This is a genomic window from Ketobacter alkanivorans (assembly GCF_002863865.1).
Lineage (GTDB): Bacteria > Pseudomonadota > Gammaproteobacteria > Pseudomonadales > Ketobacteraceae > Ketobacter > Ketobacter alkanivorans.
This window is the reverse complement of the sequence record NZ_CP022684.1, coordinates 4,276,405-4,288,832: the sequence shown is the minus strand read 5'-3', so window position 1 is coordinate 4,288,832 and position 12,428 is coordinate 4,276,405. Positions and strand designations below refer to the sequence as shown.

Annotated in this window: 11 protein-coding genes; 8 read left to right on the top strand and 3 right to left on the bottom strand. The window is 51.8% G+C overall.

Going from position 1 to position 12,428, the window contains the following annotated elements:
* Positions 1 to 21 precede the first annotated feature (21 nt).
* On the top strand, positions 22 to 210 hold the full coding sequence (locus Kalk_RS18350; protein ID WP_101895633.1) for a hypothetical protein: 189 nt from the start codon (positions 22 to 24) through the stop codon (positions 208 to 210).
* A 3-nt stretch (positions 211 to 213) separates the two neighbouring features.
* Here Kalk_RS18350 and Kalk_RS18345 read toward each other — a convergent pair whose 3' ends face one another.
* Entirely contained in the window at positions 214 to 2,133 is a 1,920-nt protein-coding gene (locus tag Kalk_RS18345; protein WP_101895632.1) for a sensor domain-containing diguanylate cyclase, read from the bottom strand.
* A gap of 134 nt (positions 2,134 to 2,267) precedes the next feature.
* On the opposite strand from Kalk_RS18345, the gene Kalk_RS18340 reads away from it, so the two are divergent.
* Together Kalk_RS18340 and Kalk_RS18335 are read left to right on the top strand one after the other, a co-directional pair.
* The gene (locus tag Kalk_RS18340; protein WP_101895631.1) at positions 2,268 to 2,591 is read left to right on the top strand and encodes a PilZ domain-containing protein; all 324 of its coding nucleotides are present in this window, start codon (positions 2,268 to 2,270) and stop codon (positions 2,589 to 2,591) included.
* A gap of 380 nt (positions 2,592 to 2,971) precedes the next feature.
* Positions 2,972 to 3,670 (top strand): hypothetical protein, encoded by a 699-nt coding sequence (locus Kalk_RS18335; RefSeq protein ID WP_101895630.1) that lies wholly within the window; start codon positions 2,972 to 2,974, stop codon positions 3,668 to 3,670.
* 15 nt (positions 3,671 to 3,685) lie between these two features.
* Here the strand turns inward: Kalk_RS18335 and dinG are convergent, their stop codons facing one another.
* On the bottom strand, positions 3,686 to 5,821 hold the full coding sequence (gene dinG, locus Kalk_RS18330) for an ATP-dependent DNA helicase DinG (protein ID WP_101895629.1): 2,136 nt from the start codon (positions 5,819 to 5,821) through the stop codon (positions 3,686 to 3,688).
* Positions 5,822 to 5,911: 90 nt separating this feature from the next.
* Between dinG and Kalk_RS18325 the strand changes: the two genes are divergently transcribed.
* The 5 genes from Kalk_RS18325 to Kalk_RS18305 all read left to right on the top strand — a co-directional run bounded on the left by Kalk_RS18325 (position 5,912) and on the right by Kalk_RS18305 (position 11,937).
* Positions 5,912 to 6,130 carry a hypothetical protein gene (locus tag Kalk_RS18325; protein WP_101895628.1) on the top strand — a complete coding sequence of 73 codons (219 nt, stop codon included), beginning with the start codon at positions 5,912 to 5,914 and terminating at the stop codon, positions 6,128 to 6,130.
* Positions 6,131 to 6,472: 342 nt separating this feature from the next.
* Positions 6,473 to 7,408: a hypothetical protein gene (locus tag Kalk_RS18320; RefSeq protein ID WP_158643573.1), complete on the top strand. Its 936-nt coding sequence runs from the start codon at positions 6,473 to 6,475 to the stop codon at positions 7,406 to 7,408.
* A 113-nt stretch (positions 7,409 to 7,521) separates the two neighbouring features.
* Entirely contained in the window at positions 7,522 to 8,541 is a 1,020-nt protein-coding gene (locus Kalk_RS18315) for a putative solute-binding protein (protein ID WP_101895626.1), read from the top strand.
* Positions 8,542 to 8,881: 340 nt separating this feature from the next.
* Positions 8,882 to 10,969: a TRAP transporter large permease subunit gene (locus tag Kalk_RS18310; RefSeq protein ID WP_158643572.1), complete on the top strand. Its 2,088-nt coding sequence runs from the start codon at positions 8,882 to 8,884 to the stop codon at positions 10,967 to 10,969.
* A gap of 104 nt (positions 10,970 to 11,073) precedes the next feature.
* Positions 11,074 to 11,937, top strand: coding sequence for an acyl-CoA thioesterase (locus Kalk_RS18305; RefSeq protein WP_101895624.1), 864 nt, complete (start codon positions 11,074 to 11,076; stop codon positions 11,935 to 11,937).
* On the opposite strand, the gene Kalk_RS18300 is transcribed toward Kalk_RS18305, so the two are convergent.
* Positions 11,934 to 12,410: a chemotaxis protein CheX gene (locus tag Kalk_RS18300; RefSeq protein ID WP_199767960.1), complete on the bottom strand. Its 477-nt coding sequence runs from the start codon at positions 12,408 to 12,410 to the stop codon at positions 11,934 to 11,936. The genes Kalk_RS18305 and Kalk_RS18300 overlap by 4 nt on opposite strands.
* Between the last annotated feature and the right edge of the window lie 18 nt (positions 12,411 to 12,428).

Sequence of the window (12,428 nt, the reverse complement as noted above, 5' to 3'; positions counted from 1 at the left end):
TATCCAGTCCAGGAGACAAACATGACAGACACAACTGCGAACAAAGCATCACATCCAAATCAAACGCAACCAAGCGACAATCCGGAACAAGCCCGACGCAAATACGGCTATGGTTTAGGGCACTTCGCAAAGTCAAAACAGCGTTATATTCGAGCGGTGGAAGCGGTAGAGAAAGAGCTGAGCCGATCATTCGAGCTGGGCTATAACTGATTGCTATTTGTTCGCCTCTGAACCAGGCGTGCGAGTGCAATTACGGCCTGCTGACTTAGCGATGTACAGGGACTGATCTGCCACGGCAATCAGCTCCTGCTGTTCGTTCTGGGGCTGGGGTTTCTTCGCCGCAGCACCGATACTGACGGTCACGTGCACGGAACCCCCATCAACGGGAATACTCTGCTGCTCCACAGCCAGCCGAATATTTTCCGCCACATGCACTGCGCCATCCACATCGGTTTCCGGCAGAATCACCGCAAACTCCTCCCCCCCGTAACGGGCCACCGAATCCGAAGGACGGGTAAGGGTCTTTTCGATCAGCTGGGCCACGGCTTTTAAGCACTCATCCCCAGCCAAATGGCCGTACTTATCGTTAAACGCCTTAAAGAAATCAATATCTATTAACAACATGGCAATTGAATCCTGGCTGCGAATAGCCCGATGCCATTCCCGCTCCAGCTTTTCATCAAAATAGCGACGGTTGCGAATACCGGTTAAACCATCCTGCATCGTGAGCGCCTGCAAGCGCTGATTGGCATTTTCCAGATCAGACATCGCCCCCTGCAACTCTTGAGTCCGCTCCGTCACGCGGGCCTCCAGGCGTTCATTCGCGATTTTCTGCAGCTCCAGCGCTTTTGCCTGAGCCTTAATAAAGGCCTTACGCTGGGTGTTCATGCGATCTGCCAGCGCAAACGCAAACAGCACCGCTTCGGCCACCGCACCCAGCTGCACTGAGTATTCACTGAGCCCGCTGCGGGAGAACAGCCCAAACTTGGACAGGGAATAGAAAGCAATGGCAAACAGGAACGCAGTCCAGGCAATTACAAAATATCGGGCTGGCTTGTACCCCCCAACCCAGCGGGAAAAGCCCACCACAATCCCCCCCAGACAAATCGGAATCACCATCGCAGCATTAAGCCGGATCAGCTCCGAATATCGGGCGAACGGTGCCGCCAATGCCAGCATCAAACACAATGACGCCAGCACCATAATCATCTGATTCAAACGGGGGTAGGATTGTTCCAGCTGCAAAAAATGCCGGGAGAACATCAGCGAGAAGAACAAGGTCAAAGGAATCACGACCACCAACGCGTTCTCCCGCAGCCATGGGCTGTCCGACCAGAGGAACTGGTTGGTGAACCCATGCATTGTCGAAAGAAACAGCATCAAACCAATGGAGAAGGCGGCGTAGTACACCATGCTCTTGTCCCGGAACAGGGTATAAATGAAGAAGTTGTACACCCCCATCACCACCAAAATGCCAAACAGGGCACCAAAAAACAGCAGCTTTACCTGATCACGATTCTGAAACGCCTCCGGCTCCCACATTTCCAAGGGAAACTCCAACGAACCGGATGTGGTGACGCGAAAATACAGATAGTGGGTTTCCCCTGCGGGAATCTGAAACGGCAATACCAGGTTGTGGTGAAAGAAAGGCCGGTCAGAAGACGGATTGCGATCTCCGGTTTTGGATACGTTGACGATATAACCGTCTTCGCCCACCTGATAGAACAGCACCTCATCCAGCACTGGGTTATTGATCTCCAACAGGCGGGATAAGGGCTGCTGACCACTGTTATTCACCAGCAGACGAAACCAAAAGGTATTAGTATCGAATCCAAAGCCAGGGGTGTCTGAATGATTGCCAATCCAGGGAATATCCCCAGCAACCTGATCGGCCAGCAAATCCTCGACGGTATAAACCTGCTGCGTCTGCTCCACATAGACCAAATGGTCTGACACCGTGGCATGACCGTCCAATGCCGCTACGTCCATCACGCGGGCGCTATGCTGGCCGCCAATGGCCAACACGGGCAAAAATACCCCAATCCATGCGAGCAGCCAAAAACGGCCCACATTATTCTTCAAGCCGGTAAACTCCTGAATCCACTGAGCGATAGGTTGTAAAATTTGAACCAAGCAATGTATACAGTCTCCCCTTGACTGACAAGACACTTCAAGACAATTTGACCCCAACCTGACATAAGGCTATTTTTAAACCAATTCGAGTTCAACCGTGACGCAAGTGAAGAAGCCAGTTAGGAGAGAACGCCATGGACGACCAACGCAAAGAACACCGCACCCACCTGATCTATTACCTGCGTGTATATGAACCCGAAACCCATAATCTGTTTGGTCACGTTGTGGATATATCTGCCAACGGCCTGCTGATTACCAGCGATAAACCCATGGAGAAGAACAGCCAGTACATCCTGGAAATTGAGGATGTCTCCAGTCTCGACGATCTTTCCACCGTAGACGTGCAAGTAGAGTGCCGCTGGTGCCAGGGTGATGGCTCAGATGAGTTGTTTGATGCCGGGTTCCGCCTGATCAACCCCTCATCCCGCATGCACGATATGCTGGAATCATATCAGTAAGCCTCCTCTGTAACTCCTGCCTGAGTGCGCCTTTGCCCCATTTAAGAGCGGGGCAGAGACGCTTACTAACAAGCTGACGCTTTCCCCTTAAACATCACGTCAAAAAGCCGCCAAAAAAAAATTACCCACCCCGAACTTTTATTAAGTTGTTGTTTTTATTATAAATAGGTGTTTTTTGTATAATTCTTATGCAAAATGTTGGCACCCATGAATTCATGCCTTCTGAGTGAACTTTTAAAGTGTTTATTCACAAAGTTATCCACAACATCTGTGGAAAACTAAAAAACTTGCCAAGTGAAAATATTGTGCTACCAAACAAACGCAGGTAATCTCCAATCCCGTAGAACAAACACCATTCAAAACTAAAACAAGGCTTCCCAATGACCTCTGTGACTCCCCATATTGGCTTTCCGTTCAGCCCAAAGTTGCAATCACTCTCCAACCAGTTTCTAGAGGCCGCTGCCGACAGTCACGCCAAGTCTGGTGAATACTTCTATAAGGTGATCTTACAGCTAACGGATGAAGTGATTGATTACCTGCTGGTACAAACTGCCGAAATAGCCCAGGTCAACAGCGTTGGTCAGAAAGTCATCAACATGTGCGCCAGCACCAGCAACAAGGCCTCGGCGATGCTGTCTGCCAAGATCTACAAAAAGGCCAGCACGTCTGATATGCAAAAAGTAGCCACACTGTGGCAGAACATGATCAAGAACACTCAGCCAGATCGTTCCGGTGATTGGTATCTCGCACAGCCAATTGATTCATCGCTGGCAAAAGATCTGGACGATATCCTAAGCGAGAAAGGCGATCAGGCTCACTTCTCCCCCACAGATATCGAAAGCATAATGCGGCGTTATGAACGTTTGATTGAAACCATTATCGACGGATTCTTCTTGCGCCCGGCAGAATCGGTCAAATTAGGTGCAGTGACCCGCAAACTACTCCATCTTGGGATCGATGGGGTCAAACAGGCCTCAAATGCCGTCATCCACAAGGTTGTGAAAAAGCTGGAGCCCCAGCAACTGGGCACCTATGTCGACTTCACCAGTCAGTTCTATCTGCGCGCGGCACTGAACTAACCCCATCGACCAAGATCACTCTTTGATCAAGGGGAATGGCGGCAGGCTCTGCAACAGGAGCTTGCCGTAGCGCTTATCAATAATGCGGCGATCGAATATAACGATCTCGCCGCGATCGGACTCCGTACGCAACAAGCGCCCCGCCGCCTGCTTCAGCCGGATAGCGGCATCGGGCACCGCAATCTGCATGAAAGGGTTGCCACCCCGTTTCTGAATCCACTCCGCCAATGTGGCATCCACCGGGTCTTCCGGCACCGAGAACGGCAGCCGGGCAATCAACACACAACTGCAATAGGCCCCTGGTAAATCCACCCCCTCAGCAAAACTGGCCAAGCCGAACAGCACACTGTGCTCCCCTGCATCCACAGCCTCTTTATGACGCCGAACCATTTCCGCCTTGCCCAGCCGCCCCTGTGCCAGCACTCGATCCTGCACGTCGGCAGGCAACAGCTCACACACCTCTTCCATCTGGCGACGGGAGCTGAACAGCACCAAAGTGCCCAACTGCTGCTGCCAGATACGCTGAATATACGACACCAGATGATCCGTATGCTGTACGCCATTACTGGGATCACAGGCCAGATCAGGCACCACAATGCGGCCGCTGGCCTGATAATCAAAGGGGCTCGGCACCACGCTGAAATGGCTGGTAGGCAATACGCCGGAACGAAAACGGAAACGTTCAAACGTACCCAGAGCCGTCAGTGTGGCGCTGGTCACTACGGCAGCAAACGCACGGTGCCACAGGTAACGGGCCAACACATCGCTGGCCAGTACCGGGCAGGCCGACAACTCCACATCCAGGCCTTGCCCGGTCTGGGTGAAGTTCAACCAACGTGCAACCGGAGCGCGATTGTCTTCATCCTGCAATTGATAGCGCATCCACACGGTCATCAACGCCTCTGCTCGCGCCAGCTGAGTGGACATAAGCGGCATCCAGGCCTCCGCATCAGGCTTGGCAATATCCGAACGCTTGCCTTCCATACCCTCCTGCAGCCAATCCACCACCAGCTGCAACTGCTTTACCAACTCCTGCGAGGGCTGCACCAATTGCGCGGCCTGATCACGCAGCGCTTCGGGCACCACTCCGTTCTCAAAGCGATACACCAGCTTGCCCTGATCAGAATCAAGCTGATCGGTACGCTCTGCCAAAGGCGTCAGGGTTGCCAGCAGCAAACCCAGGCTTTCCGACAATCCCTCATTCAAATCCTTTACCGTAGCCGCAACATTAGCCGCCATACCCTGGGCATCAGAGCTGTCCACCAGCGAATCCAGCATCTTGATCAAATCCTGCAACCATCCCAGGGTACTGCGCACCTGCGAAGAGCATGAAAAGTGATTAAGCGCCTTATCAGGCAAATGATGGCCTTCATCGAAGATATAGATAGTGTCTTCCGGCGCAGGTAAAACCACTCCCCCGCCCATGGCCAGATCTGCCAGCACCAGGTCGTGATTTGCAACAATCAGATCGGCCCGATAAATATCGTTGCGGGCCATATAGAATGGGCAATCCTCATAAAACCCACAGCTGCGACCAGTACAGCCGCGATGATCATTGGTCACCCTGCGCCAAGTCAGGTCTTCCACCGCATCCTGCCAGCGATCCCGATCTCCGTCCCAGTCGCGGGCCTCAATCGCCTTATCCATCGCCCGATATAATTCAGCTTCGTGCTTATCCACCGCAAACTGCTGAAAATCATCCCATAGCGCCAATGTAGAGCCCGCATCCTGACCCGGCGTCATCAGCCGATCCAGCTTGCTCAGACATAAATAGCGTCCACGCCCCTTGGCCAGCGCATAGGTGAACGAAAATCCGCTCTGCTTGAGCGTTTCCGGGATATCCTTATTAACCACCTGATCCTGCAGCGCCACCGTGGCCGTCGCCAACACCACCTTTTTTCCCATGGCTTTCGCCACTGGCATCACCCCCAGCAAATAAGCCAGGGTCTTGCCGGTGCCGGTGCCAGCCTCAATCACCACGATGTGATTATCACTGGTACGCTTGGCCTCGCTGTCTTGCTCAATAGCGGCCAACCCCTTGGCGATCTCGGCAATCATCAAACGCTGCCCATAGCGAGGCTTCAAACTTTTTCTGTCCAGAAATGTACTGTATGCCTGCTGAATCTGTTGCTTGAGTTCGTCTGATAACATCTGCCGCGGTGCCAATGGATAATAATGAGCGCTTATTCTACACTAGCGAGCCGCAATAACCGATCAGCAAACAACAGAGGGCGAGCTGAGATGAAAGCCATTAAGTATCTGATTTTGGGACTTTTCGTAGGAGGCGTTTTGGGAGTCGCCGCTGGCGTCAACATCGGCAGAGACCAGCCGGTATTAAGCAACCCCTTCAACGATAACCGCATCAACACCCGCATGAAAGATTCCGGCAGTGAACTGCTTAAACAAAGCGGTGAAGCCATCGAAGATGCCGGGAAAGCCATCAAAGATCAGTTCAATTGATCAACGTTCGGCCTGAGACGTATACAAAATAATGTCTTAAATCCCAAAACCCAAGGCGCAACATTTATATTGTTTTTTTGTGTAATTTTAAAAGTTTATTTATTGATAGGAACTTGCCTATAAGGTATGAGCGATGTACCGTATGGGCGTTTCAGACTCTTATTAAACGATGCAAAAACTAACAAAAACGTTATAACCACAATAATAAAATGTAGGGAGCTACACATGCATTTTACTTTTAAAGGTCGCTTGGCCAAAAAATTGGCTACTATAGCGACAGCATTTGGGATAGTTCTGTTAAGCGGCTGTTCAGCTGCAATCTATAAAGTAACAGGGGACACCATGACCAACATCGGAGAAGATGTAATGGTTCCCTACTTGCTGACAACCGACGATTCAAAGATTGCCTGTGCATCCGGCGAAGCACTGACTCCGCTGCTGCTCTCATTCTCTACCGTCACCACACCACCAGATCAACTGGAAGTATTGCTGGGCTTGGTGGGTGGAACCTGCGCCACTCAACGGGCGTTCCAACACGAACTTGAATACATTCGGTTCTCAGGCGAAAAGCGCATCACGCAAGCTAAAGATGCTCGCATTCAATCCAAGCGCTGGCATGCAATGGCAGCCGCCCGCTACTACCACAGCTATCAAGCACTGGTACGCGCCCTGGGCGAGCCCGGCGAAGAATGCCCCTTATTTGATAATGACTTCGAACAGTTGATTTGGATGCTGGGTGCGGTTGCCGGCCTGCAGGCTGCACTGTCTGACGTACAAGCAGACATGGCCGTAGGCGTTCCCTTCAATGTAGCCCCCAAAGCAGAACGTGGTGCTGCCTGTCTGGATGACGCCAAGCACAACAAAAAATGGTGGGGCCTGCCCAAAGCCATTCGCTCTGCACTGTGGACCATTATTCCCGGCGTAACACCAGCTGGCACCGATGCCTGGGCCGAGCTGACCAAAGCCCGCCACTTGGGTATGGATGAAGGCGTACGTTTGGCATCCGCATTGGATGCTCTGGTGTCCTATAACGACAGTAACAATCGCCGCGTACGTGAAATCATTCGCGAACATGCGAACTCAATCAAGTCCACCGCGCCAAACCGAGAGTATCGTATGATGGACGTGATGGCTGCGGATATTCTGCTGGAATTATCTGATCGCATGTGGACTGAAGCCACCGGTACCCGCACCCCCATCGGCGCTTACGGCACCTTCTGGGATGATAAAAAGAAAGAGATAAAACTCGACCAGAACTTGCTGGATGATCTCCTTTAAGACAATAAAGAAACTATCTACACAACATCGACACCAACTTGGTGATACACAAGGGGCTGCTCAGGCAGCCCCGGTTATCGCCACAATAAAAACCATAACTTCCGGATGAGGCTATGAACAAACTGCTAAAATCTGTATTTACCCCAATCGCCGCCGGTGCCATGGCACTGAGCACTTCCGCTTTTTCTGCTGACCTGCCCAAGCGAACTCTGTGTGTATGGGATATCGTCGGCAAGTCCGGCCCAGTTGCCAGCCAGATGGAAGATTATCGTCTGGAAGCTATCAAGTGGGGTGTAGATCTTGAGCTGAAAGTTTACACTGATGAAAAGATCGCCGCCGAAGACTTGAAGTCTGGCGCCTGTGACGCTGCTGGCATCACTGGTTTGCGGGCACGTGAATTCAACTCCTTCACGGGCACTCTGGATTCCATTGGCTCCATCCCCTCATCGGATCACATGCAAGTGGTTCTGCAATATCTGGCAGATCCCAAGCTGGCTAAACTGATGACCTCTGGCGAATATGAAATCACCGGCATCCTGCCTGGTGGTGCCGCCTACCTGTTCACCAACGATCGCACCATTGATACCGTTGCTGAGCTGGCCGGTAAAAAGTTCGCAGCAATGGATTTCGATAAGGCGCAAGCCATCATGATCGAGTCCGTGGGTGCATCACCTGTATCCGTATCACTCACCAACTTTGGCTCCATGTTCAACAACGGCAGCGTTGATATCATCGGTGCTCCTGCGGTGGCCTACAACGCTCTGGAGCTTTACAAAGGCCTGGGCGACAACGGCGCTGTGATTAACTTCTCCATCCTGCAACTCACCGCTCAGATCGTGGCACGACATGATCGCTTCCCGGCAGGCTTTGGTCAAAGCTCGCGTGAATACGCCTGGAACCAATACAGCCGCGCTATGGAAGTCGTAAACGCCGCTGAAAAAAGCATCAAGCCCAGCTACTGGCTGGATCTGCCCCAGGGCGACAAAGAAGGCTACATGGAAATGTTCCGTCAATCACGCCTGACCCTGCGAGATCAAGGCCTGTATGATGGCAAAATGCTGTCCTTCTTAAGCAAGGTACGTTGTCAAAAAGACCCAGCTCTGGCGGAATGCACCGCGAAAGATCGCGAATAAGCCGCAGCGGAGAGACAAAAGCAGGCGTGGCTTTTAAGTCAGCCTGCTTTTTTTATGCCCCAAAATACAATCATCCTTACATTACAAATCGAATTAGTGTAAAAGTTTGGGAAATCATTGTGTGATGTATGGCACACAATGGCTGACACTCTTATAATTTGCTGCTTTATTTTTTTCGACATTACTTGTATTGCTTGTCTTGCTGCCATTAACGAGAGGGATAACGACTGTTTTGCTTCAGACCCTGTAATATTTTTACTGGAGCCCAGTCTAGTTAGCAGCATTAGCAACAATTACAACAAGCTTAAATCACAAAAATTAGATGTGGTGGGACATGAACATGAATTTTTTGGGACGCAATCTGCGCGAGTGGCTGTCCTCTTTACCCGTTTTCGTAGTGCTTTTGGGGGTACTGTTACTCAGTATCGGAGAGAACCTGAACTCTCAGCTCAACAAACTGGGCAACCATATCTGGCCTGACTATCACATCCTCAGACTTGATGTCCCCATACCATCCTGTGACCCGAACATAGATCTGGAAAGCGAAGTAACCAGAATCGTCGCCCAAAAGCAGCAGGAGGCGGCCAACGACCCCTTCGGCGGCATGTTTGGCGGTGACGATATAAACGAAAGCGCTATTCGAGAATCTCTGGGTAAACAAGTGCTTTTGTGCAAAATGAAACACGAAGCAGCCCAGAAAACGCTGGAACAAAAAACGCCTCAATTGGCTAAATTCGTTTCGGTGGATATGGCGCTATCGGCCCTGTCCCAGTTCCGCCGCGACAACAATCAAATCTTTCTTGCCATCGTATTCTTTGTCTGTGCCCTCACCGCCACCCTAACCCATCATCATATTGGCCTGCGCCCTATGCAGACCGTGCTGGATTATCGTTTTGGTCTGTCCGCACAACTGGTGGCAAACATTGCCCTAACCTACTCCTCCTACAGCTACCTGACCAACGGCTGGGCTTCAGGCACCCTGATACAAAACGAGCACATACGCTGGTTCTATCTATTTGGCTTCGCGACTCTGACCCTGGCAACCGCGTTCAGAATGCTCACCATTCCCAAAGATGCCAAACCCGGCGGCACCATTGGTAAAGCCTTACTATCAGTACCCCTATTTGCCTACATGGCCATCAGCTCGGCTCGCTTTTTCATTTTTGAAACCGACAACCCTCAGGGAATGGTGTTGTTCGTTGACAAGATCATGGATCAGGCATCCCTGTTCCTGAATATTGGCCTGTACATCTGGGTCGGTATGCTGCTGAAACAAACCTATCTGGGCGAGTATATTTTCCGGGTATTCAAACCCTGGAAACTGCCCCCTGAGCTGCTGGCCTTTGTTGCCGTGGTCATCATGGCGGTTCCCACAGCTTACACAGGTGCATCTGGCATCATCATCATCGCCATGGGTGCAGTGGTATACGCAGAGCTGCGTCGCGTCGGTGCCCGTCGCAACCTGGCATTGGCCGCCACTGCCATGAGCGGCAGTTTGGGTGTGGTACTGCGTCCCTGTTTGCTGGTGCTATTAATCGCCATGCTGAATAAGGAAGTCACCACCGACATGATGTACGGTTGGGGTATCAAAGTCTTCCTGCTGACGTCGTTCCTGTTCTTCCTGGTATCATTGCTCGCAAAACAGGGCCCGATGAAAGTCGCGCCGGTATCCGAAGCGCTGATGCCCAGCCTCAACGCATTCCGCCCTCTTATTCCCTACATCCTGATTTTTGTCGTGACTGCGGCAGCCTATGCCTTCCTGCTGGACGCCCATTTGGATGAACACACAGCACCAGTCGTGTTGCCCATGATCATCCTGCTTCTGTTGGTGTATGAATACACCATCAAACACGCCGAGCGAGAGCCCCACGAAACCTATGAGGGCGAACAGCGCGCCTCGTCACTGGAAATGTCCGTACGTCGCGCCACCACTGATACAACCGTGCACATCGGTGCCCTGCTATCCATCATGGCCCTGAGTCTGACAGTGGGTGGTGTCATCGAAGATTCCGGTATCTTCGACCAAGTTGCCGCCCAAAGCGATTTCTTTGGCAGTGTCTGGAGCGCCATGATTGCACTGGTTATTGTACTGGTCATCATCGGCATGATCATGGATCCGTTTGGCGCCATCATCCTGGTGTCTGGCACCCTGGCCCAGGCCGCCTACAGTCAGGGCATCAACCCTCTGCATTTCTGGATGATCACCCTGGTGGCATTCGAACTGGGTTACCTGAGCCCGCCGGTGGCGGTAAACCATCTACTGACCCGACAAGTGGTTGGTGAAGAAGAGATCGAAAAAGCCAAGGAAGAAACCAGAGGTATGAACTTCTGGATGCGGCACGAGCGCTACGTTCTGCCACTGACGGTCATGACGATAGCTCTGGTTCTGGTGGCTTTCGGTCCGCTGGTCTACATGGAAATGTTCTAAAACTGCATACGGGGCCAACGCGTTAGACGCTCTGCCCTATACTGAGAAGGCGACATTAAGTCGCCTTCTTCGTTTCCATACACCCACTTTCAGGAGAGAAGTAGATGAACAACCTGGTGGATGAACTGATTAATCTGTTGGATCTTGAAACCATCGAACTGAATCTGTTCAGGGGCGAAAGCCGCGATGTGGGTGGACGCAGCGTATTTGGTGGCCAAGTCATCAGTCAATCATTGGTTGCCGCTTATCGGACGCTGGAGGAGCAAAGAGAGTGTCACTCCCTCCATGCTTACTTTCTGCGCCCCGGCGACATGCAAGCGCCCATTGTGTACGAAGTGGACAGAATTCGAGATGGCGGCAGTTTCACCACCCGCCGTGTGATGGCGATTCAGCACGGTGAAGCCATATTCAACATGTCCGCCTCATTTCAAATTGTGGAACGAGGCTTTGAACACCAGGCTGCGGATCTACCGGATGTACCACCCCCGGATGACCTGGAATCAGAATATGAACTAAGGCTTAAAATCGCGGAACGGGTTCATAAGCGTGTGCGCCCGGTCTTGCTGCAGAAGCGCCCGATCGAAATGCGTCCAGTGGATCCACTGGATTTTTTGAATCCACAAGCCAAAGCGCCCCGTAAGCAAGTATGGTTTCGGGCCTCTGGCAGCATGAACGATGATCAAAGCATGCATCAGGCGCTGCTGGCTTACGCATCGGATTTTGGCCTGCTGGGTACCGGCATGATGCCTCACGGGTTATCGTTTATCGATCCGAATCTACAAGCGGCCAGCCTGGATCACACACTGTGGTTCCACCATCCTTTGCGCATGGATGACTGGCTGCTGTATGACATGGAAAGCCCTTGTGCGATGAATGCGCGCAGCTTTAACCGCGGGCAAATATATCAGCATGGCAAACTGGTGGCCTCCGTGTGCCAGGAAGGCCTTATGCGGGTAAGAAAGACCTAAACACCCTCAAAGCAGACTTCGACAAAAAACTCACCGGCCTCAAGGGTAAACGGCACCACGATGCGCGGCCCTTTGGCCTTGTGGGTGACCTTGTGATTAACACCGGTCACCACCATAGGGGTTGAAAGGCCGATGGAATATCCCTTCTGATCCAGCAGGTTTTTGGCACCACCGGTCACCATGTTGGTGATCTCCCCCACCAAATCAATGACCGTGTCATCAATGTCGGTTATCTCCTCACCCAGCATACGAGCGGTAATTTCCAAAATCACAGGGCGAGAGAAACTGACCGCCAAAGACGCTTTAAAATTATCCCCCACCAAGCCGATGATGCCGGTAATCTCACCACAGGCAATATCCTCATCCTTAATGGCCACCTGTCCCGCCTGGGGTTCCAGCATAGCCATGGTGGCCAGCACGTTTGACATGGACTCCAAAAATGGATTGACGATATCAACATTGATTTTCTTCATAGACCCTCCTTAGAGATT

Bases quoted from the DNA above. Each gene is read 5' to 3' on its own strand.
- Kalk_RS18350 (WP_101895633.1), top strand. From the start codon at position 22: ATGACAGACACAACTGCGAACAAAGCATCACATCCAAATCAAACGCAA.
- Kalk_RS18340 (WP_101895631.1), top strand. From the start codon at position 2,268: ATGGACGACCAACGCAAAGAACACCGCACCCACCTGATCTATTACCTG.
- Kalk_RS18335 (WP_101895630.1), top strand. From the start codon at position 2,972: ATGACCTCTGTGACTCCCCATATTGGCTTTCCGTTCAGCCCAAAGTTG.
- dinG (WP_101895629.1), bottom strand. From the start codon at position 5,821: ATGTTATCAGACGAACTCAAGCAACAGATTCAGCAGGCATACAGTACA.
- Kalk_RS18325 (WP_101895628.1), top strand. From the start codon at position 5,912: ATGAAAGCCATTAAGTATCTGATTTTGGGACTTTTCGTAGGAGGCGTT.
- Kalk_RS18320 (WP_158643573.1), top strand. From the start codon at position 6,473: ATGACCAACATCGGAGAAGATGTAATGGTTCCCTACTTGCTGACAACC.
- Kalk_RS18315 (WP_101895626.1), top strand. From the start codon at position 7,522: ATGAACAAACTGCTAAAATCTGTATTTACCCCAATCGCCGCCGGTGCC.
- Kalk_RS18310 (WP_158643572.1), top strand. From the start codon at position 8,882: ATGAATTTTTTGGGACGCAATCTGCGCGAGTGGCTGTCCTCTTTACCC.
- Kalk_RS18305 (WP_101895624.1), top strand. From the start codon at position 11,074: ATGAACAACCTGGTGGATGAACTGATTAATCTGTTGGATCTTGAAACC.
- Kalk_RS18300 (WP_199767960.1), bottom strand. From the start codon at position 12,410: ATGAAGAAAATCAATGTTGATATCGTCAATCCATTTTTGGAGTCCATG.